The 22,033-nt window shown below is 74.9% G+C and carries 21 protein-coding genes; 16 read left to right on the forward strand and 5 right to left on the reverse strand.

From position 1 onward, the window contains the following. Position 1: 1 nt before the first annotated feature. From CBP52_RS06230 to CBP52_RS06240, 3 genes are all read right to left on the reverse strand, one after another. Positions 2 to 1,378: a hypothetical protein gene (locus CBP52_RS06230; protein ID WP_157732514.1), complete on the reverse strand. Its 1,377-nt coding sequence runs from the start codon at positions 1,376 to 1,378 to the stop codon at positions 2 to 4. 81 nt (positions 1,379 to 1,459) lie between these two features. Further along, complete coding sequence (locus CBP52_RS06235) at positions 1,460 to 2,482, reverse strand: Gfo/Idh/MocA family oxidoreductase (RefSeq protein ID WP_094180256.1); 1,023 nt, start codon at positions 2,480 to 2,482, stop codon at positions 1,460 to 1,462. A gap of 46 nt (positions 2,483 to 2,528) precedes the next feature. Then, positions 2,529 to 3,497 (reverse strand): IS481 family transposase, encoded by a 969-nt coding sequence (locus CBP52_RS06240; RefSeq protein WP_157732448.1) that lies wholly within the window; start codon positions 3,495 to 3,497, stop codon positions 2,529 to 2,531. Between the two features lie 108 nt (positions 3,498 to 3,605). Here CBP52_RS06240 and lipB point away from each other — a divergent pair, with 108 nt between their 5' ends. After that, the gene (gene lipB / locus CBP52_RS06245) at positions 3,606 to 4,301 is read left to right on the forward strand and encodes a lipoyl(octanoyl) transferase LipB (protein WP_094180257.1); all 696 of its coding nucleotides are present in this window, start codon (positions 3,606 to 3,608) and stop codon (positions 4,299 to 4,301) included. Positions 4,302 to 4,332: 31 nt separating this feature from the next. Here lipB and CBP52_RS06250 read toward each other — a convergent pair whose 3' ends face one another. After that, positions 4,333 to 4,824: a flavodoxin domain-containing protein gene (locus CBP52_RS06250; protein WP_094180258.1), complete on the reverse strand. Its 492-nt coding sequence runs from the start codon at positions 4,822 to 4,824 to the stop codon at positions 4,333 to 4,335. A gap of 152 nt (positions 4,825 to 4,976) precedes the next feature. Here CBP52_RS06250 and lipA point away from each other — a divergent pair, with 152 nt between their 5' ends. Together lipA and CBP52_RS06260 are read left to right on the forward strand one after the other, a co-directional pair. After that, positions 4,977 to 5,978 (forward strand): lipoyl synthase, encoded by a 1,002-nt coding sequence (gene lipA, locus CBP52_RS06255; RefSeq protein ID WP_094180259.1) that lies wholly within the window; start codon positions 4,977 to 4,979, stop codon positions 5,976 to 5,978. A 41-nt stretch (positions 5,979 to 6,019) separates the two neighbouring features. Continuing rightward, positions 6,020 to 6,730: a DUF4191 domain-containing protein gene (locus CBP52_RS06260; RefSeq protein WP_094180260.1), complete on the forward strand. Its 711-nt coding sequence runs from the start codon at positions 6,020 to 6,022 to the stop codon at positions 6,728 to 6,730. A gap of 84 nt (positions 6,731 to 6,814) precedes the next feature. Here the strand turns inward: CBP52_RS06260 and CBP52_RS06265 are convergent, their stop codons facing one another. Further along, positions 6,815 to 7,303, reverse strand: a complete 489-nt coding sequence (locus CBP52_RS06265) for an RDD family protein (protein WP_094180261.1) — start codon at positions 7,301 to 7,303, stop codon at positions 6,815 to 6,817. A 212-nt stretch (positions 7,304 to 7,515) separates the two neighbouring features. Between CBP52_RS06265 and glnA the strand changes: the two genes are divergently transcribed. The 13 genes from glnA to CBP52_RS06325 all read left to right on the forward strand — a co-directional run bounded on the left by glnA (position 7,516) and on the right by CBP52_RS06325 (position 22,029). Continuing rightward, positions 7,516 to 8,940, forward strand: a complete 1,425-nt coding sequence (glnA, locus tag CBP52_RS06270; RefSeq protein ID WP_094180262.1) for a type I glutamate--ammonia ligase — start codon at positions 7,516 to 7,518, stop codon at positions 8,938 to 8,940. Positions 8,941 to 9,141: 201 nt separating this feature from the next. Then, positions 9,142 to 10,539: a cellulose binding domain-containing protein gene (locus CBP52_RS18160; RefSeq protein ID WP_094180263.1), complete on the forward strand. Its 1,398-nt coding sequence runs from the start codon at positions 9,142 to 9,144 to the stop codon at positions 10,537 to 10,539. 412 nt (positions 10,540 to 10,951) lie between these two features. Next, on the forward strand, positions 10,952 to 12,100 hold the full coding sequence (locus CBP52_RS06280; protein WP_094180264.1) for an AI-2E family transporter: 1,149 nt from the start codon (positions 10,952 to 10,954) through the stop codon (positions 12,098 to 12,100). Positions 12,101 to 12,285: 185 nt separating this feature from the next. Further along, positions 12,286 to 13,980 carry a hypothetical protein gene (locus CBP52_RS06285; RefSeq protein WP_094180265.1) on the forward strand — a complete coding sequence of 565 codons (1,695 nt, stop codon included), beginning with the start codon at positions 12,286 to 12,288 and terminating at the stop codon, positions 13,978 to 13,980. A 10-nt stretch (positions 13,981 to 13,990) separates the two neighbouring features. Next, complete coding sequence (locus CBP52_RS06290; RefSeq protein WP_094180266.1) at positions 13,991 to 14,371, forward strand: hypothetical protein; 381 nt, start codon at positions 13,991 to 13,993, stop codon at positions 14,369 to 14,371. Between the two features lie 12 nt (positions 14,372 to 14,383). Further along, positions 14,384 to 15,769, forward strand: coding sequence for a hypothetical protein (locus tag CBP52_RS06295; protein ID WP_094180267.1), 1,386 nt, complete (start codon positions 14,384 to 14,386; stop codon positions 15,767 to 15,769). After that, complete coding sequence (locus tag CBP52_RS17510) at positions 15,766 to 16,470, forward strand: hypothetical protein (RefSeq protein WP_157732515.1); 705 nt, start codon at positions 15,766 to 15,768, stop codon at positions 16,468 to 16,470. Before CBP52_RS06295 ends, CBP52_RS17510 begins: the two co-directional genes overlap by 4 nt. Continuing rightward, on the forward strand, positions 16,467 to 17,477 hold the full coding sequence (locus tag CBP52_RS06305; RefSeq protein ID WP_094180268.1) for a hypothetical protein: 1,011 nt from the start codon (positions 16,467 to 16,469) through the stop codon (positions 17,475 to 17,477). The genes CBP52_RS17510 and CBP52_RS06305 overlap by 4 nt, the downstream gene beginning before the upstream one ends. Further along, the gene (locus CBP52_RS06310) at positions 17,474 to 18,124 is read left to right on the forward strand and encodes a phage baseplate assembly protein V (protein ID WP_094180269.1); all 651 of its coding nucleotides are present in this window, start codon (positions 17,474 to 17,476) and stop codon (positions 18,122 to 18,124) included. Before CBP52_RS06305 ends, CBP52_RS06310 begins: the two co-directional genes overlap by 4 nt. Beyond that, positions 18,124 to 18,525: a PAAR domain-containing protein gene (locus CBP52_RS06315; protein ID WP_094180270.1), complete on the forward strand. Its 402-nt coding sequence runs from the start codon at positions 18,124 to 18,126 to the stop codon at positions 18,523 to 18,525. Before CBP52_RS06310 ends, CBP52_RS06315 begins: the two co-directional genes overlap by 1 nt. Continuing rightward, positions 18,522 to 18,974, forward strand: coding sequence for a DUF2634 domain-containing protein (locus CBP52_RS17515; protein ID WP_141319753.1), 453 nt, complete (start codon positions 18,522 to 18,524; stop codon positions 18,972 to 18,974). Before CBP52_RS06315 ends, CBP52_RS17515 begins: the two co-directional genes overlap by 4 nt. Further along, on the forward strand, positions 18,971 to 20,758 hold the full coding sequence (locus CBP52_RS06320; protein ID WP_157732516.1) for a baseplate J/gp47 family protein: 1,788 nt from the start codon (positions 18,971 to 18,973) through the stop codon (positions 20,756 to 20,758). The genes CBP52_RS17515 and CBP52_RS06320 overlap by 4 nt, the downstream gene beginning before the upstream one ends. Beyond that, positions 20,758 to 22,029, forward strand: a complete 1,272-nt coding sequence (locus CBP52_RS06325; protein WP_157732517.1) for a hypothetical protein — start codon at positions 20,758 to 20,760, stop codon at positions 22,027 to 22,029. Before CBP52_RS06320 ends, CBP52_RS06325 begins: the two co-directional genes overlap by 1 nt. Positions 22,030 to 22,033 lie beyond the last annotated feature (4 nt).

The following is a 22,033-nucleotide window of genomic DNA, read 5'->3' on the forward strand; positions in this document are numbered from 1 at the left end:
CTCACTCCCCCGCGGCGACGTCCCAGACGCGCCACCCCTGCTCGGTCCACCGCAGGACCAGCACGACCGTGGACGTCGTGGCCGGTCCGCCGGGGCGGCGTGTCCCGTCCGGCGAGACGCGCTCGTACGCGCTGGTCGTGCTCGTGAGGCGCACCCGCGCCTCGTCGCCGGCTCCGTCGTCGAGGGCCTCGACGCGCGTGACCGTGACCTCGAGCCCCGCCACCCGGTCGTCACCGAGGCCGGCGAGCATCCGCACGTCGGCGTCGTGCGCGGGCGAGCCCGCGACCTCGACCTGCGCGAGCGCCGCCCGCTCGCCGGCTTCGAGCAGCGCGGCACGCCGCTGCGTGAGCGCCACCGCGGCGTCGTCGGGAGCAAGCCGCTGCGACACCGCCCCGACCGGCGTCCCCGTCGCCCGCGGCGCGGCTGACGAGGGCACCGAGGCCACGGCCGATCCGCCGTCCGTCGTCCCGCGCCACGGGGCGACCAGCACGGCGCAGGTCCCGACGGCGGCCAGCCCGAGGGCGAGCGCGCCGACGAGCAGGGGCCGCACCGCCCGGGCGCGCGAGGCGGGCCGCGGCACGCGGTGCGCGCCGGTGCCGCCGCGGCTCGCCTCGCGCAGCGCGGCGATGCTGCGCGTGGCGGCGCGGGCCTCGTCGCCGCCCGGTACGCCCCGGCGGGGCACCTCGCGGTCCGGCGCGGGCGGCAGGCGCACCGCGCACGGTACGGCGACCCGGAAGCAGCGGTCGACGACCCGACCCGCGGCGGGCGCGTCCTCGCGCCACAGCTCCTCGAGCGCGCCGCGCAGCCCCTCGCCCGGTCCGGACGGTCCGTCGTCGGGTGCCAGGTACGTGAGCACCGCGGTCAGGAGCGCCCGCACGTCCTCGGCGGACTCGTCGTGCGCCCGTGGCACGTGGTGGAGCGCCGCGCCGAGCCCCGCGAGCACCGGCCGACCGTCGCGTCCGACGACGACGGCCCCCGCGCTCAGCGCCCCGTGCTGCACCCCGGCCTCGTGCAGCGCCTCGAGCGCCTGCGCGACGGGGATCGCGACGGTCGCCGCCTCGCCGGGCGAGAGCGCGTCACGCGCGGCGCACAGCCGGTCGAGCGGGATGCCGTCGACGTGCTCGGCGAACACGCCCAGCCGAGCGTCGTCGAGCGGGACGACCTCGAGCACGCGCGCCAGGTGCTCGTGCCGGACGGACTGCAACGCACGGGCGCGCGCACCCGTCGTCGCGTCCTGCGGGAGCACGTGCAGGTCGACCGTCCGGTCCGAGCCGTCGAGCGCGACCGCACGCCACGAGCCGTGCGCGTCGCGCGCCGCCGCGCGGAAGCCCGCCGCGGCGAGCGCCCGGTCCACCGCTGGGTCCACCCGTGCGTCCATGGACCGCATGCAACCCGATCCGGGCGGACGCCGTCGGGCGTCATCCACAGGGAGCCCCGTGAGGCCACCGTCAGGCCGCCGTCAGACCACCGGGACCACCGTGCGGGTCTGCGCGGAGACGAGCGCGGCGTCGAGCACGCGGGCGGTCTCGACGGTGTCCGCGGGGTCGACGGGGGCGGGTGCGTCTCCCCGGACCCACGCCGCGAGGGCGGGGTAGATCTCGTGGTGCCCGCCGGTCGGGGCGGGCACGGCGGTGCGCTGCGCGCCCTGGACGAACCAGCCCTCGTGCACGGGCTCCCCCGGCCGCCGGCCCTCCTCGTACGCGTCGTCCAGGGCACCGAACGGCGTCGGCTCGCCCTCGAAGCTCGTCACGAGGTACGCGCCGGCCGAGCCGAGCACGCGCGTGCGCGGGCCGGGCGCACCGACCAGCCCGCCCGCCTGCAGGTGGCTGAGCACGCCGGACCGGTGACGCAGGGCGAGGAAGACGTCGTCGACCGCCGGCGTGCTGCGCGCCGCGAGCTCGGCGTAGACCTCGCGCACCGCCCCGAACAGCTGCACCGCGGAGTCCACGAGGTGCGTGCCGAGGTCGAGCAGCAACCCGCCGGCCTCGACGTCGTTCTCCTTCCAGCGGTCCTGCGGCTGCGGCCGGAACCTCTCCCAGCGCCGCTCGAACCGGTGCACGTCGCCGAGCTCCCCCCGCGCGAGCAGCCCGCGCAGCGCGAGCTGCTCGGGGTCCCACCGGCGGTTCTGGAACACCGTCAGCCGGTCCCCGCCGCGCGCGACGAGGTCCGCCGCGTCCCGCGCGGTCGTCGCGAGGGGCTTGTCGGCGAGCACGTGCACGCCCGCGTCGAGCGCCGCCCCGACGTGCGCGACGTGGTCGCCGGTCGGGCTCGCCACCACGACGAGGTCGACGTCGGACAGGTCCGCCAGCAGCGACCCGACGTCCGGCAGCACACGCGCGCCCGGCCAGTCCGCCTCGACCTGCGCCGCCCGGCTGCGCGTGACGACCGCCACGACCCGTTGCCCCGCGGCGCGCACGAGACGTGCGTGGATCCCGCGTCCCGCACCGCCGTACCCGACCAGAGCGACCCGTAGCGTCCCCATGCGCCTCACCCTAGGCGCGCGGGCAGCGCCTAGGTGTACTCGGCCATCACGTTGGTGACAGTCGGGTGACGGGGGCGGCGCCGACGGCGTGGTGGTGACGTTCAGTGTTGTACTCGTTGAGCCAGGTGGTGAAGGCGGTGGTTCGCTGGTCGTTCGAGGTCCATGGATGCCGGTAGGCCCATTCGCTGGCGAGGGTGCGGTTGAATCGTTCGACCTTGCCGTTCTGCCAGGGGCAGTGGGCCTTGATGAACCAGTGCGCGGTCTGGTGCGCGGCGAGCACCGCAGCGACCTCGTGGGCGTGTGCGTAGGACCAGTGGTTGTCGGTGAGGACGGCTCTGACGGGTGTGCCCAGCGCGGCGAAGTGGGTCAGGGCACGGTCGATGAAGCCCGCGCAGGTCGCGCCTTTCTCGTCCGGCAGGATCTCGGCGTAGGCGACTCGTGAGTAGTCGTCCACGGCGGCGTGGACGTAGTCATAGCCGATCAGCGGGCGCTTCTTCTTCGCGGCCTGGGTGCCGGCTCGCCCATGCGCTCTCCACCCACCGCCTTGCGGGATCCGCCCGACCTTCTTGACGTCGACGTGCACGAGGTCACCCGGGTGCGCGTGCTCGTAGCGGACCGCGGTCACCTTCGACGCCCGGATCGGCTCACCGCTGATCGGGTCGCACTGCCACAGGTAGGGCACGTGGGCGCGGCGCAGGATCCGCGAGACGGTCCGCGCCGGCACTCCGGTCGCCCGCGCGAGCTCGTCCGGACCGCGCCGCAACCGCTCACGCGCAGCGAGCACGAGTGCGACCCGCTCAGGGCTGGTCACCGCCGGTGACCGTCGCGGACGCGAGGACCGGTCCTGCAGACCGGCACGGCCCTGCGCATCGAAACGAGCCACCCACCGATGCGCGCACTGGCGCGAGACACCCAGCTCGCGGGCGACATGAGCGACCGGGCGCCCCTGCACCCGCACCCGCTGCACCAACAACCATCTCCCATGCGGCGTCAGCCGCGCATTAGCGTGAACCACGAGGGCCTCCGGATCGTGAAGACGAGACATCTCCACTACGCCGGAGGCCCTCGCCCACGTCAACGCCCTGTCACCAACGTGATGGCCGAGTACACCTAGGGTGAGGGCATGCGGTTCGAGGAGCTCGACCTGGGCGACCGGCTCGTCCCCTACCTGCCGACGTGGGACCTGCAGCGCCAGGTGCACGCGGAGGTCGCCGACGGCGTGCGCGAGGACACCGTGCTGCTGTGCGAGCACGAGGACGTCTACACCGCCGGCCGACGCACGGCGCGCTGGGACCGGCCGGTCGACGGCACGCCGGTCGTCGACGTCGACCGGGGCGGTCGCATCACGTGGCACGGCCCGGGCCAGCTCGTCGGCTACCCGATCGTGCGGCTGCGCGAGCCGGTGGACGTCGTGCGGTACGTCCGCGCGCTCGAGGAGGCGCTCATCCGGACGTGCGCCGACCTGGGGCTGGCCGCCGTGCGCGTCGAGGGACGCAGCGGCGTGTGGTTCGAGGCGCGACCGGGGGGTCTGCAGCGCAAGGTCGCGCAGATCGGCGTGCGCGTCTCGCGCGGCGTGACGATGCACGGGTTCGCGCTGAACTGCGAGCCGGACCTGCACGCGTTCGACCGCATCGTGCCGTGCGGGATCCCCGACGCCGACGTGACGTCGCTGAGCGTCGAGTGCGGCCGGCGGGTGTCGATCGCCGACGTCCTCGCCCCGGTGCAGCGCCACCTGCGGGACGCGCTCGCGGGCGTGGTGGCAGCGGGCACGCCCGACGACGAGCCCGCGCTCACGGCACCGGGACCGTCGCCGGCCTGAGGGCGCCCACCGCCAGGACCGACCCCGGGCGTCAGGCCGCGGTCTGCAGCTCCGCAGCCACGCCCACGGCCCACGCGCGCACCGCGTCGAGGTCGCGGTAGTCGCCGTCCTGCGCCCGCACGAGCGCGACGAGCGCCCGCTCCGACAACGACAGCGACGCCTTGTCGAGCGCGCCGACGAAGCAGCGTGCCTCGCGCGCACCGGTCGCCTCGACCATCGCCTGCACGTCGTCGGGCTCGCTCGTCGCCGGGTTCGCGCCCACGGGACCCGACCAGAAGAGCCACACCGGACGCAGCCGCAGGTGCGCGCCCTGACGCACCACGAGGTCGCGCAGCGAGGCCGAGAGCCGGCCGACGTAGACCGCCGAGCCCAGCACGACCGCGTCGTACGGCATGACCCGGTCGACGTCGTCGGGCTCGACGACGTCCACGACGTGCCCCGCCTCGCGGAGCACCTGGGCGACCACGTCGCCCATCTCCTTGGTCGCGCCGTGCCGGGACGCGACCGTCACCAGGACTCGCATGTGGGTCTCCCTCCCTCGGGGCCTCCTTGCCGCCACGTCCAGCCTCTCCGGCGCGCGGCGCGAGGGCACGGGACCTGGGTCCCGACGAGTGTGACGCCCGCCTCCCGGGGCGCGCGGGTGCAGGTGCGGCCGCGGCGGCTAGTGTGGCTCGCGTGACGATCGCACCCGAAGGGCGCCGGATGCTGCGCGTCGAGGCCCGCAACGCCGCCACGCCCATCGAGAAGAAGCCCGAGTGGATCCGCACGCGCGCGACCATGGGCCCGGAGTACTCCGAGCTCAAGGGCCTCGTGCGGCGCGAGGGCCTGCACACGGTGTGCGAGGAGGCGGGCTGTCCCAACATCTTCGAGTGCTGGGAGGACCGCGAGGCCACGTTCCTCATCGGCGGCGACCAGTGCACGCGGCGCTGTGACTTCTGCCAGATCGACACGGGCAAGCCCGCGGACTTCGACGCCGACGAGCCGCGGCGCGTCGCGGAGTCCGTGCAGGCGATGGGGCTGAAGTACTCGACCGTCACGGGCGTCGCCCGCGACGACCTGCCCGACGGCGGTGCGTGGCTGTACGCCGAGACCGTCCGGCAGATCCACGCGCTCAACCCCGGCACGGGCGTCGAGCTGCTCATCCCGGACTTCAACGCGATCCCCGAGCTGCTCGACGAGGTGAACGACTCGCGCCCCGAGGTGCTCGCGCACAACCTCGAGACCGTGCCGCGGATCTTCAAGCAGATCCGTCCCGCGTTCCGCTACGAGCGCTCGCTGTCCGTGATCACGCGGGCGCGCGAGGCCGGGCTCGTCACCAAGTCCAACCTCATCCTCGGCATGGGCGAGACGTACGACGAGGTCGTCGACGCGCTCGGCGCGCTGCACGAGGCCGGCTGCGACCTCATCACGATCACGCAGTACCTGCGCCCGTCGGTGCGGCACCACCCCGTGGAGCGCTGGGTCCGGCCCGAGGAGTTCGTCGCGCTGTCCCAGGTCGCGGAGGACCTCGGCTTCCTCGGCGTGATGTCGGGTCCGCTGGTGCGCTCGTCGTACCGCGCCGGACGGCTGTGGGGACAGGCGATGCGCCGCCGCGGGCTGCCCATCCCCGAGGCCCTCGCGCACCTCGGCGAGCCGACGACGGCCCGCCAGGAGGCGTCCAGCCTGCTCGCCCGCTGACGCGCGCGGGACGGGTCCCGCGGCTCGGTAGACTCGCGACCATGGCCCGAGACAAGTCCGCCTCCTCGAACGCGCCCAAGACCAAGAAGGTGCGCTGGTACCACCAGCTGTGGGAGGCGTACAAGATGACGCGGGAGACCGATCCCGCCGTCACCTGGGTCGTCGTCGGGGCGTTCGTCGTCGTCGTCGGGATCGGCGTGATCGTCGGCGTCCTGCTCGACGCGGTCATCTACTTCGTGCTGATGTCGCTGCCGTTCGCGCTGCTCGTCGCGATGTTCCTGCTCGCGCGCCGCGCCGAGGCCGCCGCCTACTCCCGCATCGAGGGACAGCCGGGTGCCGCGCTCGCGGCGCTGCGCACGCTGCGCCGCGGCTGGACGTTCGTCGAGGAGCCCGTCGCGATCGACCCCCGCTCGCAGGACATGGTGTTCCGCGGTGTCGGCCGGCCGGGCGTCGTGCTCGTCGGCGAGGGCACGGGCAACGTCGCGCGCCTGCTCGAGTCGGAGCGCAAGCGCACGACCCGCGTGCTGCCCACCGTCCCCGTCACGGTCATCGTCGCCGGCCGCGGCGAGGGCCAGGTGCCGCTGCGCAAGCTGCCCGCCGCGGTGCGCAAGCTCAAGCCGCGCCTCACCAAGCCCGAGGTCGCCGAGGTCACCAAGCGCCTGCAGGCGCTCGGCGGTGCCCGCCTGCCCGTCCCGAAGGGCATCGACCCCATGCGCATGCGCCCGGACCGCAAGGGGATGCGCGGCCGCTGACGTCCCGCCGCCGTGCTCGCACCCATGACGAAGGGCCCCGTCCTGCGGCGGGGCCCTTCGTCGTACGGTCGTGGTGCCGCCGGCTCAGCGGCGGACGATCGCGGTGCCCGCGGAGCGGTCGTGCAGCCCGCGACCGTCGGAGTCCCACACGACCGCGGGGATGACGAGGCACAGCAGCACGGTGCGCACCGCCGCACGGCCGAGACCGGGCGCGCGGCCGTCGTCGGGCAGCGGGCCGTCCGGGGTCGCACCCGCGCGGCGCACGCGCAGCCCGAGCACCCGGTGCCCCACCGTGAACCCGAGCGTGCCGACGAGGAGCAGGTTCTCGACCGCGAACACCGCGAGCGTCACCATCGGGTCCGCACGCTCCCAGAACGGCCCCTCGGACGACGAGAAGAACGCCGAAGCGAGGAGCAGCGACAGGGTCCAGTCGAGCACCAGGGCGAGCGCGCGGCGGCCGAGCGGCGCGGCCGACCCCGGTCCGCTCGGCGCCAGTCCGAGCCCGGCGCCATGGTCACCCTCGCCCGACGGCCCGCCCTCGAGCCACGACCCCACGTTCTGCCTCGTCGTCACCGCCTCAGCCTACGTGCGCGGGCGCGTCCGCCCCGTCCGCGCACGTCGGGCAGGGCCGCGGGCGCAAGGCAGGTCAAGCCGGCCGATTCGCACGATCGTTACACGAGGGCGGTCCCCGTAACCTCGCGGTAACAAAGGACACACACCCGAGAAATCCCCCCGGCCTAGTTTCGGCACAGCCCGATGGGGCACCACCAACCGAGGAGCAGCGGATGTTCAGCAAGCCAGAGGAAGTCCTGGCGTTCATCAAGAGCGAGGACGTCAAGTTCGTCGACGTGCGGTTCTGCGACCTGCCCGGCGTCATGCAGCACTTCAACGTCCCGGCCCAGTCGCTGGACGCGGACTTCTTCACCGACGGCCAGATGTTCGACGGCTCCTCGATCCGCGGCTTCCAGGCGATCCACGAGTCGGACATGAAGCTCGTGCCCGACGTCTCGACGGCCTACGTCGACCCGTTCCGTGCCGAGAAGACGCTGAACATCAACTTCCACATCGTCGACCCGTACACCGACGAGCCCTACAGCCGCGACCCGCGTCAGGTCGCCGCGAAGGCCGAGGCGTACCTGAAGTCGACCGGCATCGCGGACACGGCGTTCTTCGCCCCCGAGGCCGAGTTCTACATCTTCGACGACATCCGCTTCGAGACGAAGCAGAACGCGTCGTACTACTACATCGACTCCATCGAGGCCGCCTGGAACACGGGCCGCGTCGAGGAGGGTGGCAACCTCGGCCACAAGACGCCCTACAAGGGTGGCTACTTCCCGGTCCCCCCGGTCGACCACTTCGCGGACCTGCGCGACCAGATCTCGCTGCAGCTCGACGAGCTCGGCCTGCAGGTCGAGCGCGCCCACCACGAGGTCGGCACCGCCGGCCAGGCGGAGATCAACTACCGCTTCGACACGCTCGCCAAGTCCGCGGACAAGGTGCAGCTGTTCAAGTACGTCGTGAAGAACGTCGCGCACGCCAACGGCCGCACCGCGACCTTCATGCCGAAGCCCCTGTTCGGCGACAACGGCTCGGGCATGCACGTGCACCAGTCGCTGTGGAAGGACGGCGAGCCGCTGTTCTTCGACGAGAAGGGCTACGGCGGCCTGTCCGACCTCGCGCGCTGGTACATCGGCGGTCTGCTCAAGCACGCCCCCGCGCTGCTCGCGTTCACGAACCCGACGGTGAACTCCTACCACCGCCTGGTCCCCGGCTTCGAGGCCCCGGTCAACCTGGTCTACTCGGCCCGCAACCGCTCCGCGTGCATCCGCATCCCGGTCACCGGCTCGAACCCGAAGGCCAAGCGCATCGAGTTCCGCGTGCCGGACCCGTCGTCGAACCCGTACCTCGCGTTCGCGGCCATGCTCATGGCCGGCCTCGACGGTATCCAGAACCGCATCGAGCCGCCGGAGCCGGTCGACAAGGACCTGTACGAGCTGCCCCCCGAGGAGCACGCCCTCATCCAGCAGGTCCCGGGCTCGCTGTCCGAGGTGCTCGACAACCTCGAGGCGAACCACGACTGGCTCACGGCCGGCAACGTCTTCACGCCGGACCTGATCCAGACGTGGATCGACTACAAGCGCTCGGCAGAGGTCGACCCGATCCGGCTGCGTCCGCACCCGCACGAGTTCGAGCTCTACTACGACGTCTGATCGGCTGCTCCCGATCAGTTCGGCACGAGGGGCGTCCCGTTCGCGGGGCGCCCCTCGTGGCGTCCCGTTCGGGGGCGCTCCTCGTGGCGTCTCGTCCGAAATGTGCGGGCATGACGCCGAAAGGATTCGGGACCTGGTCCCGCACCGATCTTCCTCAGGAAGGTGTGATCGATCACACCACGCTCGAGGGGAGACACAGTCATGTGGAGCGCACGCATCAGGGTGACGGCGCGGTGGGCGGTCGCCGCGCTCGTCGCCGCGGGGGTCGTGGCGGCCGTGGGGACCGAGGCGAACGCGGTGCAGACGACGACGAACGTCGCGTACGCACCGGCCGACCCGGCCGGCAGCCGCGGGCACCTGCTCGACCTGTACGTCCCCGACGGCGCCGGGCCGTGGCCGCTCGTCGTGTGGTCGACGGGCTCCGCCTGGACGTCCGACGACGGCAAGTCGGGGGCCAACGCCATCGCCCAGCAGCTCAACCCCCGCGGGATCGCGGTGGCGGGCGTCAGCGTCCGGTCGAGCTCGCAGGCGAAGTTCCCCGCCCAGGTGTACGACATCAAGGCGGCGATCCGGTACCTGCGCGCCAACGCGGCGCAGTACCGGATCGACCCTGCACGGTTCGCGACGATGGGCGACTCGTCGGGCGGGTGGGTCGCCGCGATGGGCGCCCTCACCGGCGGCGTGGCGGCGCTCGAGGGGCAGATCGGGACCACCGGCGTGTCGAGCGCGGTGCAGGCCGGTGTCGACTTCTTCGGCCCCACCGACTTCATCCGGCTCGCGCAGCAGGACCAGGGCGGCTGGATCGACCACAACAGCCCCGACGCGCCCGAGGCGCAGCTGCTCGGCTGCGCGATCCCGTCGTGCCCCGACAAGGCCCGGCAGGCCGACCCGATCCGCTACGTCGACGCGAACGACCCGCCGATGCTGCTCCTGCACGGGCGGGCCGACAACGTCGTGCCGCACGCGCAGACCGAGATCCTGTACGACGCGCTCAAGGCCGCGTGCGTCGACACGCGGTTCTTCTCCGTCCCGGGCGCCGGCCACAGCCACGCGGACGTCACGAGCTCGTCGCGCTACGGCCAGCAGACGGTCCGCACGACGCAGGGGTGCCGTGAGACCGTCACGCAGGGCAGCCCGAACCCGAGCTGGGACACGATCGCCGCGTTCCTGAAGGACGCCTGGGCCGACGTCGACCCGGGTCCCGGTCCGACGGACGAGCCCACGCAGGAGCCCACCGACGAGCCCACCGACGAGCCGACCGGCGGCCCGACGGACGAGCCGACCGGCGGGACCACGAGCTCGCCCGCCCCGCAGGGCCGGTGCACCGCGACGTACACGGTCGTCAGCAGCTGGCCCGGCGGGTTCGTCTCCGAGGTGAAGGTCGCCGCCAACGCGGCGGTCGACGGGTGGCGGGTCGCCGTGACCCTGCCGTCGGGGACGGCCACGAACGTGTGGAGCGGCCAGTCGACGGGCACGTCACCGCTCACGGTCACCAACGCACCGTGGAACGGGCGCCTCGGCGCGGGACAGAGCACGGTATTCGGGTTCCAGGGCACCGGGTCGGGCGCGGGTGCGACGGTGACCTGCACGGCCGCCTGACCCCGGAGCACGCAGGACCGGCCGGCACGGCAGCACGCGTGCCGGCCGGTCCTGCATCGCACCCGCGCGCCGCCGCGCAGCAGGCGGTACGCGTTCTGCGGCCGGACAAGATCCTCGCTCTGCATGAGCGGGAACGACGCGTCGATCTCGGCCTCGAGCGCCGCGAGCCGTGCGCGCAGCTCGCCGTCCGTCATGACGCACCTCCGACGAGGGTGCGGTGGGACCCCAGCGCACCGACCATCGCAGCACCGCCGCAGCGGCGCACCACCCGGCGTGGGCGATCCGCAGGTCCGCGCGCCGGTGCACCGCGCGGCGCACCGGTGCGCCTCGCGCCGGGTTGCGCCCGCGCCGGTCACGGTCCCGGTACGGTCGTCGCGACATGCACCGCCCCGCCTGGACGTGACGAGGTCCGATGCCGAAGCCCCGCACCGCGATGGACGCCCGCCGGCCCCCGGCCTGGCTGCCGCGCGCGCTGCTCATGTGCGTGCTCGCGGTGTTCGCCGCCGTTCTCGTGTGGCGCTCGCTCGGGCTCCTGACGAACGTCATCACGATCGTCGTGTGGTCGTGGTTCATCGCGCTCGCGATGGAGCCGCCGATCCGCTGGCTCGTGCGGCACGGGCTGCGGCGCACGCGTGCCACGGGGCTCGTCATGCTCGGCGCGGGCGTGGTCGTGACCGTCGTGGTGGCGCTGTTCGGCAGCCTGTTCGTGCAGCAGGTCGTCGACTTCGTCACGCACCTGCCCGACTACTACGCGGACCTCGCGGAGTGGCTCGACGACCGGTTCGGCGCGCAGATCCCGACGGCCGACGAGGCGCTCGACACGCTCGGGACGCACTGGCAGTCGCTCGCGCCCGGCATCATCGGGGCCGGGGCCTCGCTCATCGGCGGCATCTTCAACGCCACGTCGATCCTGCTCGTGACCTACTACATGGCGAGCGCCGGCCCGCGGTTCCGGGCCGCGGTCCTGGCGTACCTCGAGCCGAGCCGTCAGCGCGAGGTGCTGCGCGTGTGGGAGGTCTCGCAGGAGAAGGTCGCGGACTTCATCAACTCCCGGCTCGTGCTCGCCGCGCTGTCCACGGCGTTCACCTGGGTGTTCTTCATGCTGATCCACGTCCCGTACGCGCTCCCGCTCGCGGCGTTCACAGGCGTGGTGTCGCAGTTCGTGCCCACGATCGGTACGTACATCGGTGGCGCCCTGCCGGTCGCCGTGGCGCTGACCGTCTCGCCGGTCAAGGCGCTGCTCGTGCTCGCGTGGATCATCGCCTACCAGCAGGTGGAGAACTACCTGTTCTCGCCGAAGATCTCGGCGCGGGCGCTGCTGCTCAATCCCGCGGTGTCGTTCCTCGGGGTCATCGGGTTCGGCGCCGTGTTCGGTGCCATGGGCGCGTTCCTCGCGCTGCCCGTGATGGCCACGATCCAGGCGGTCGCCTCCACCTACGTGCGGCGGCACGAGATCGTCGACGACCCGCTCCTGCGGGAGGACGCCGAGGCCATGCGGCGCGACCACGGCTGGGAGGACCTCGAACCCGAGGACGCGCCGGCCGACCGCACGGACGACTGACCCGGGTTTCACCCGCTCCTCCCCCGCCCCGACGCCGTCGCGAGCGGTCCCTGTGACGCGCGCGTGACGCGCGTGAGGCGCGCGGCGGCGCACGCTCCCTGCCAGGGGCTGTGACGCAGGCGTCCGACCTGCGGGCTCCCGTCGCCGGTGCACCGTGCCGGTGGTCGTCGCGCGAGGAGGAAGCCATGGCGACGCTCGTCGTACCCGGGGTACAGGTCGAGACACGGTTCGACGTGCTGCCGCCGCTGCCCGCCTCGTCGGGCGTGGTCGGCATCGCCGGCATCGTCGACCGGCCGCCCACCCCCGCCGCGCTGGTCGGCCTCTCACGAGCCGCGGAGATCGCCGGCGCCCTCGGGCCCGGGACCGTCGCGTCCGCGCCCGAGATCGTGCACGCCCTGGCCAACGGCGCGTCCGAGGTGCTCGTCGCGCCCGTCGGGGGCGGCGGTGCCGCGTCCCTCGTGCTGCGCAACGCGGTGTCCACCGACGCGGTGCTGCTGCGCGCGCGGTCGGTCGGCACGTGGGCGCACCAGGTCGCGGTGGACGTGCGCACCGTGACGAACGCCGCGGGCGAGACCGTCCGCGTGAGCCTGCGCGTGTTCCGCGCCGGGCAGGTCGTCGAGGAGTTCACGGACCTCGTGGTCGAGCCCGGCTCGCACCAGGACCTGTTCGACACGATCAACACCCGCTCGCTGTACCTCGTCGCGCTCGACCCGTCGCTCGCGGACGCGCTGCCCGCCGCGGGGACGTACGTGATCCCGGCGGACGGGACCGGCGTCGTCGTGCCCCGCTCGGGCGCCGCGCAGACCCTGCTCACGCTGTTCGCGGAGCCCGGAGTCGACCCGGAGGGCCTCACGGTCGAGCTCCTGTCGCCCTCGGCGGACAACGTGCGCGTGCGCGTGCTGCGCGACGGTGCGCAGGCCGAGGAGTTCACGCGCCTGACGATGAACCCCGACTCGGCGAACTACCTGCCCGCCGTCGTGCTGCGCGAGAGCGCGCTGATCCACGTGCGGCAGGCCTCGTCCCTGGCCGGGCCGGACCGGCTCCCCGTGGCGATCGCGCCCACCCCGCTCGCCGGGGCGACGTCCCCGAGCGCCGCCGACTACCAGGCGGCGATCGACCTGCTGGCGACCGACCCGCGCATCAGCCTCGTCGCCGCGTCCATCGAGCCGACGCGCGGCGAGACGTTCGTCGCGACCGTGCACCAGGCCCTCGTCGCGCACGCCGTGGCGCAGGCCGACGCCGGCGCGCCGCGCATCGCGTTCGGCTCCGTGACCCCCGCCGAGCAGGGCAGCCTCGACCGGATCCGCGACCACGCCGCCGGCGTGCGCAACCGCCGGTTCGTGCTCGTCACACCCGCGGGCGCGGCGGGCGCCGTGCTGGGCGCGGTCGCGCGCACCGGGCCGTCCGTCTCGCCGACGTTCAAGCCCGTGCCGCTGTTCGGCATCCCGCCCGCCCGCTACACCGACAGCGAGCTCAACCGGCTGCTCGGCCCGACGCACAACGCGCTCGTCGTCGCCGACCGGTCGGGCCGCGGCGTGATCGTGCTGCGCGGCCTGGACACCAGCGGCGACCAGATCTCCGTCACCCGCGTCGCGGACGCGTGCGTGCGCGAGGTCAAGGCCATCGCGGAGAACTTCATCGGCCAGCTCAACACCGTCGACGCCCGCACGGCCCTGCGCCAGCAGATCGTCGCGACGTTCACGCGCATGGAGCGCGCGGGCGAGCTCGTGCCGTCGACCGACGGGACCGACCCCGCGTTCCTCGTCGACGTGTACTCCACGCAGCTCGACTTCGCGCAGGGCAACGTCCGCATCGACATCGCGGTCCGCCCCGTGCGCGCCATCGACTTCGTCTACGCCACCATCCGCGTGAAGAACTGAGAGGCGTGCCATGCCCACCGTGTACGCAGCCAACGAGAGCTCCGTCCTGGTCAACGGGACGCCCGTCGAGGGGGTGCGCTCCGTCGAGCACCGCTCGCTGGTGGCCCGCTCCGACCTGTACGCGATCGGCTCGTCCGAGCGCATCGGCGTCATCACCGGCGGTCGCAGCGTCGAGGGCCGGATCCGCGTCGCGTCGTCGGCCCCCGACCTGGACGCGCTCGTCGGCGACGCGTTCTTCCAGATCACCGCGCCGCTGCGGCAGGGCGAGACCACCGTCACGGTGAGCTTCGACGAGTGCCTGCTCACCGAGAAGTCCTTCGCGATGAGCGCGGGCGGGCACGGCGAGACGGTCTACGCGTTCACCGCGACACGCGTGCGCGAGGAGCGGTGAGGTCGGACGGTCATGGGTGCTGCGGTCCAGCTCGTCGCCGGGCAGGTGCGGGTCGGCGACGCGACGTTCCCCGGAGGGCTGCTGCCCGACGGGCGCGTCGCCGTGCTGGGCACGCGCCTGCGCCGGTTGCGGCTGCGTGAGCGCGACGACCTCGTCGCGCTCGCCGCGGAGCTGACCGGTCCCGACGCGGTGCGCACGCTCGCGCGCCTCGTGCTCGCGGCCGCCTGCGGGACGGGCAGCACGGGCGACGACGAGACGCGCGCCGCGCTCGAGGCCGTGGCGCTGCACCTGGCCGGTGCGGAGCACGAGGGCGCTCTGGTCCGCACACGTCTGCTCGCGGCCCGGGCAGCGGGAGCTGCGGGCGGCGACCTCGCCGCCGCGGACGCCGACGACCTCGCGGGCCGCCTCGCGCACGCGGTGACGGACGACGACGGGTGGACCAGGATCGCGCTGCACCACGAGGCCCACGTGGCGCCGCGGACGCCCGACGACGTGCGCGACCACCTGGCGGCAGGGCTCCTCGCCCGCGCGGGTGAGGCGCTGGACCCCGGCCTCGCGCGTGTGCTGGTGCTGGCCGCACCGGACGGCCCCGCCGACGCCGGCACGTGGGTACCCGACGCTGCGCCCGCCGCGGGCAGGCTCACGCCGCCGGCCGACCCTGACGACCCGCCCGGTCCGACCGGCTCTCCGGCGGCCGTGCGCGCTCCGCTCGGCACGCCGGACGACCGCACGTGCCCGCCCGCCGACGCCCGCGACGCCGTGCCGTGCGACGGCGCGTCCCCGCTCGGGCCGGGACCGGCCGGCGGGCGAGCGTCGACGGACGGGCGCTGGTCCGCCGTGCAGCCGGCTTCCCGGCAGCAGGCCGGGCAGGCCGGGCAGGCCGGGCAGGCTGGGCATGGCGACGAGGCGTCGGCGCTCACCTCGGCGCCGGGCGGTGCCGCGGCCGTCGGCCCCGCGCCCGCCCCCGCCGAGCGGCACGGCGCGGCGCACCACGCGCGCCCGGGCACCGCGCACGGCCGGGCGGCGACGGCGGCGGGAGCCCCCCTGCCGGTGCCGCACGCGGCGCTCGACCGGTGGGGCGCGCCGGACGGTCACGCGTGGCCGACCGCGCCCGGACCGTTCACCGCGTCCGACGCGACGCTCCGCGGGCCAGGACGGGCGACCACGCAGCCCCGCGCGGCCGCCGTACCCGGGGCTCCCGGCCCCGGCGCCCTCGTCCCCGGCTCGCTCGTGACGACGTGGCGCGCGCCGGGCCGGCCGCTCGACGATCGCTCGCCCGGCCCCGCGCGGCCCGCCTGGACCTCGGACGTCGCCGTTCCGGGCGGTGAGCCCGTCGACACCGACGCCCTCGCACGCGCGCTGCACCGCGCGGCCGACCTGCGCGGGGTGCGGCGATGAGCATCCCGACCCTGCCGTCCGCCCCCGCACCCGGTCCGGAGCAGGGTGCCCGCCCCATGCCGGTGATCGGCGACGTCACCCTCACGGCCGCGCAGCGCGTCGACCACGCGCTCGACGGCGGCTTCGTCGACGTCCCCGTCCTCGGCCTGCCGGGGCACGCGCAGCAGCGCTCGGGCCGCCCGAGCCACCGGGTCGCGATCGCGGCGGTGCTGGCGGGGCCCACCGCGCTGGACGACCTCGGCACGCTCCAGACGCTCGCCGCGTCGGGCGAGCCGACGACCTTCACCGCGGACATCGTCACGGCGCTCGAGCTGCAGCACGTGGTGGTCACGCGGCTCGCGGCGAGCGAGGTCGCCGGGCGGCCCGGCGTGGTCGAGCTGCTGCTCGAGCTGGCCGAGGACCCGCCCCTGCCCCCGCCCGCGCAGCTCGCGGGGTTCGGCGGGCTCGACGACTTCGGGCTGGGCGACCTCGGCTTCGACACGGACCTGCTCGACGACCTGTCCGGTCTCGCGGACGACGTCGCCGGCGCCGTCGAGGGCGCGTTGGCCGCCGTCGACGCGCTGTCCGCCCTGTCCGGGCTCGCGTCGTTCGACTTCGACGGCGTCCTGGCGCCGGTGCAGGACCTGCAACGCTCGATCGAGACCGCGGGCGACCAGCTCGGCACCGCGCTCGACGCGCTCGGGCAGGTGTTCGGCTCATGACCCTCGCGACCGGCGCCACCGTCACGCTCGACGACCTGCGCTACACCGTCCAGATCCGCTCGGTCGCGGCCGAGCTCGTGCTCCTGCCCGGCGTGAACCGCGCCGAGGTCGCGATCGCGGCGGGGGTCGACGTGCCCGCGGCCGCCGGCGCGCGCGCGAGCGTCGAGCTCGACGGCGGCGACGGTACGGCCGTCGTGCTCACCGGCACCGTCGACCACGTCGAGCGCACGACGAGCGGCGCGGTCGTCGTCGTGACCGACGCGGGTGCCGCGCTCGCCGCCACCCGGCCCTCCGAGACGTACAACGGGCTCACCGGCGTGCAGGTGGTCGGCAAGCTCGCCGACCTCGCATCGGCCGACACCGGGCAGGTCGCGGCGCTCACGCAGACCGCCGCGTACGTCGCGGACGCGCGGCGCACCGCTGCCGAGCACGTCGCCGCGATCGCGCACCGGTCCGACGCGGTCGCCGCCGTGGACGCCGAGGGGCGCGTCACCGTGGTCGCGTGGCCGGTCGGCGTCGCCACCGCCGCGATGCGGCTCGACCGCGAGTTCACGTCGTTCACCACGTCCGCGCACACACCCGCGCACGAGTTCACGCCCGTGGGCGCGGGCGGGTCGGGCGCCGCGCAGGCACCCGACGCGTGGGTGCCCAGCACGGACCCCCTGACCGGCGCCGACGAGCCCGACGGGACGCGGACCTGGTCCCCCGCCCCCGTCCTGCGCACCCGCAGCGACGTGGACCTCGCGGCCCGCGGCGAGTCCTCCCGGCGCGGTGCCGCGACGGCGCGCATGCGCGCGACGTGCTGGCTGCAGCCCGCGCGCCGACCCGGCGACGTCGTGCGCATCGACGAGACCACCGACCCCGCGCAGTCCGGCCCGTGGCTCCTCACCACCGTGCGGCACGAGCTGGCACCGGGCGTCGCGCGCACCACGCTCGCGGGAGTCGCGGCCCGTGCGTCGGACGACCTGCTCGGCGGGCTCGCCGGAGCGCTCGGGGGGCTGCTGTGACCGACGTGCTGTACGACGCCGTCGCGCGCATCGCGCGCCACGAGGCCGACGCGCGCTCGTGGGTCAGCGTCGCCGTCGTCACCGAGGTGCACACGACCGCCGCCGGCTCGCCCGACCACAGCGTGAGCGTGCGGCTGCGGGACACCGCGGTCGTCGTCCCGCGCGTCCCGGTCGCGGTGGGCGCCCTCGGGTTCGTCGCCACGCCCGCGGTCGACGACCTGGTCGTCGTCGCGTTCGCCGACGGGGACCCGCACGCGGGCGTCGTCGTCGGGCGGCTGTACCACCGCGACCTGGCACCGCCCGAGCACGGCGACGGCAAGGTCGTCCTGCAGCTGCCACCCGGCGGGAAGGACGTCGACCTGCAGGTCGACGCGAGCGCACCGCAGGTCACGCTCGTCGTCGGCGACACGAGCATCGAGCTCGCCAAGGACCGCGCGACGCTCACGATCGGCGACTGCGAGGTCGTCGTCGACGGCGCCTCCCCCGGCAGCGTGACGCTCACCGCGAAGGACAGCACGCTCACGCTCGGCGGGAACGGCGAGGTGAGCCTCGAGGCGTCGACCCGGCTGACGCTCAAGGCGCCCGAGGTCGTGATCGACGGGTCGAGCAAGGTCACGGTCTCCGGCGGCCTGGTGGAGGTGAACTGATGGGCACCCCCGCCGTGGGCACCGACGCGATGGTCGTCGCGGTCGACACGCACGTCGTGCTCGTCCCGACGCCCGGCGGGACCGTGCCCACCCCGCTGCCGCACGTGTTCTCCGGCACGATCACCAGCGCCACGTCGTCCACCGTGACGATCGGCGGCAAGGCCGCCGCGACGCTCGACTCGGTCGCCAGGAACAAGCCCCCGCACGTCGCCACGCCCCCCGGCACCACGTTCCAGTCGCCGCCCTCCGACGAGGGCACCGTCACGCAGGCCTCGAGCACCGTGACGATCGGCGGCAAGGGCGTCGCCCGTGTCGGCGACCAGGTGACCACGTGCAACGACCCGAGCGACCAGCCCGTGGGCACGCTCGTCGGACCCGTCGGGACGGTGATGGTCGGATGAGCGACGTCCTGGGCACCGACCTGCGCGTGCTGCTCGGCCCGCCCGGCATGGCCGCGCACGACGCGGCCGCACTCGACCTGCGGCTCGGCGCAGGCCTCGTCGACCGCGCCGCGGACGGCCCGCAGCTCGTCTCGGACCGCCACAACCTGGGTCAGGCACTCGTGCTGCGGCTGCTCACGCCGCGCGGCACCCTCGCCGGGCTCGGGCACGCCGCGTACGGGTCGCGTCTGCACGAGCTGGTCGGCGAGCGCAAGGACGAGTCGAGCCGCGCCCGGTGCAAGGCGTTCGTCCTCGAGGCGGTCGCCGCCGAGCCGCGCGTGCTGGACGAGGTCGTCGACCTGACGTTCGACATCCCGTCGGAGGGACCGTCCGAGCTGCGGTTCCTGCTCACGGTCCAGCCCGTCGAGGGCGGGCAGCCCGTGTCGGTCGACCTGGGGGTGGAGCTGTGAACGGCCTGCCGGACGGCTTCTCGCCGCGCCCGTACCCGGAGATCGTGCGGGACACGCTCACCACGCTCACGGGCGGCACGGTGCGCGAGGTCGTCACCGTGCCCGCGGGCGACCTCGTCGTGCTCGACTCGCTGCGCGACCGCCCGATCCGGCGCGTGAGCCACCTGCAGGGCGTCGTCGAGGTCACCCGGCCGCTGCGGGACGTCAACGGCGACCTCGTGCGCGACGCGCAGGGCCGCACCGTCGAGGAGCAGGTGCCCGTGCCGTACCGCTTCACGGACGCCGACTTCGAGGTCGTCGCGACGGGCCGCGAGGGTGTCGAGCGCGACGCGATCCGGTTCCGGCCCACGGGCCGTCGGCCGCCGACCGGCTCGACCGTCGTCGTCAACTACTACCCCTCGCAGTCCCGTCCTGCGCCGGTCACGGACCTGAGCGTCGGGTCGGTCGCGCGCACGCTGCTCGAGTCCGTGGCGCGCGAGCTCGCGCTGGTGGAGCTGGGGCTCGACGCGGTGTACCGCTCGGCGTTCCTCGAGACCGCGCAGGGGACCTCGCTCGACAAGGTCGTCGCGCTCGTCGGGGTCGCCCGACGACCCGGGGGCGTGCCGACCGCGCGCGTGCGGTTCACGCGCGCCGCCGGCTCGACCGGACGCATCACGGTGCCCGTCGGCACGGTCGTCTCCGACGCGCAGGCCAACCGCTACGCGACGACCGTCCCGCTGGTCCTCGAGGTCGGCGAGGACTCGCGCGAGGTGCTCGCGGCCGCGCTCTCCCCCGCGACCGCGGCGGTCGAGGCGGGTGCGCTCGACCGGCTCGAGGTGCTCATCGCGGGGGTCGGCGCGGTGACGAACGAGTCCCCCGCGGCGGCGGCGGGCGGACCCGAGCCCGACGACGACCTGCGTCGGCGCGCGCGCGGCGCGCTCGCGGTCGCGGCGCGCGGGACGCTCGACGCGCTGCGGCACGGCGTGGCGAACCTCGAGGGCGTGCAGGACGTCACGGTCACGGAGTTCCCGCAAGGCCTGCCGGGCGAGGTGCTGCTGTCGGTCTCGTACGACGGGGAGCCCACGCCGGACCTGCTGGCGCGCGTCGTGGCACGGGTCGACGACCTGCGGCCCGCGGGCGTGCGGGTCACCCTCGGGCGCACGCAGCCGCAGCCCGCGCAGGTGACCGCCACGCTCGTGCTCGCCGGCTCGGGCGTCGGCGGGGCCGAGCTGCAGTCGCTGCAGAGCGCGCTCGAGGAGCGCGTCGCCGCGATCGTCGGCGCGCTGCCGCCGGGCGGCACCGCGCGTGCGGCCCAGCTCTCGGCCGCCGCACTGTCCGACCCGCGCATCGTCGACGCGACGTTCGGGCTCGACACGGGAGCCGGGCCGCAGCCGAGCGTGACGGCCCCGACGGGGCACGTGCTGTCGGTCGTCCGGCCGTTCACGCACCTCGTGAGCACGGAGTCCGGCACGGGCCCGGGTGCGACCGTCGAGGTCGACGCGCTCGTCCCCGTGCACCTCGCCCCCGGCGTCACGGCGGGCCAGGCGGAGCAGGCGATGAGCCTGGCCGCGCGGTCGTGGGCCGCGGGCCTCGGCCCCGGCACGCAGATCTCGGTCGACGCGTTCGTCGCGGCGGTGCGTGACGACACGCGGTACGCGGTGGTGCGCGCGCACGTCGCGCTCACCACCGAGGCCGAGGGCCGGTTCCTGCGCCTCGCCGACGGCCTCGGCACGCACGCGCTCGGTGCGCAGGACTCCGCCCGGATCCGCTCCGTGGCGCTCGACGTGCGCGAGGGGGGTGTGTGATGCGGACGGACGCGGTGCTGTCCCACCTGCCCACGCTGTACCGCGAGGGCGAGGTGCTCGGCGCGTTCGCCGGGACGTGGGGCGTGCAGCTCGACGGCCTCGACGAGGCGGGCGTGAGCGTGCAGCGTGCGCACTGGTTCGACGCGACACCCGACCTCGACGAGGCCGCGGCGCTCGCCGCGCTGCTCGACATCCCGCCCGAGCCGTTCCACGCGGGGCTCGGCGAGTACCGCGCGTGGGTGCACGCGGTCGTGCGCGCCCGCCTGCAGCTCGGTGCGGTCACGCGCGAGGCGCTGCGGGTGCTCGTGAGCGACTACGCGGACGGCTTCCAGCGGGCGGCGGGCATCCGCACCGTCGGCCGCGTCGACGCGTGGTCGACCGCGCCCGACGGCCCGCAGCTCGTCGACAACCCGACGCTCGTGCGGGAGACCCGGCTGCCCCAGGCGGGCGGGTGGGAACCGCTCGCGCACCTCGAGGTCGACAACCGCGGCATGGATCCCGCGCCGTGGGCGGTGGTGCTGCGGGGCACGGGCGAGCAGCCCGAGCACTCGCCCGTCGTCGTGAACCGCACCACCGGTCACGCGGTGCTGTTCCGCGGCTCGCTCGCGCCCGGCCAGCGGCTGACGATCGCGCCGTCCGCCGCCGACCGCTCGCTGCTGCGCGCCGACCTCGACGGGCGCGACGTGACGAGCCGGCTCACGGTCTGGACCGACCTGCGGGCGGGCGCCGACGGCCCCGGCGAGCCGGCCGGCACGCTCGTCGCGGGCGCGCTCGCACGCGGCACCAACGTCCTGTGGTTCCTGCCGCTGGCCACCTACGACGCCCCGGGCCTCGACCGGTACCTGCTCGCGATGGCCGACGACTCGCTCACCCAGGCCCGGTTCGACTCGACGGCGTTCGACCGCTCGCTGTTCGCGCAGCCCGCGCTCGTGGCCGCACGCGTCGCGTGGGTCGAGGCGCAGCCGGCGACTCTCGAGGTCCGACTGCCCGCGAGCACGCTGGTCAGCGACGCGGGCGCCGCCGACCAGGCCGTCCTGGCGCGTGACCGGCTCGAGGCGGGCCTCGACGCCGCGGTGGAGCGGACCGCGGGCGCGGGGATCGCGGCGGACGTGGTGCTGCGCGCGTTCACCGAGCGGCAGCCGGGCGAGGCGCACCTCGTCGGCGTCTGGCCGCGCACGTTCCGCGAGGCCGGACCCACCGGCGCCGACGCGCTGCCCGACGCGGGCGCAGCGTTCGACGTCACCGACTTCGACGACTCGGTCCTTGCCTGAGGAG

It is taken from the genome of Cellulomonas sp. PSBB021, from assembly GCF_002240455.1.
GTDB lineage: Bacteria > Actinomycetota > Actinomycetes > Actinomycetales > Cellulomonadaceae > Cellulomonas > Cellulomonas uda.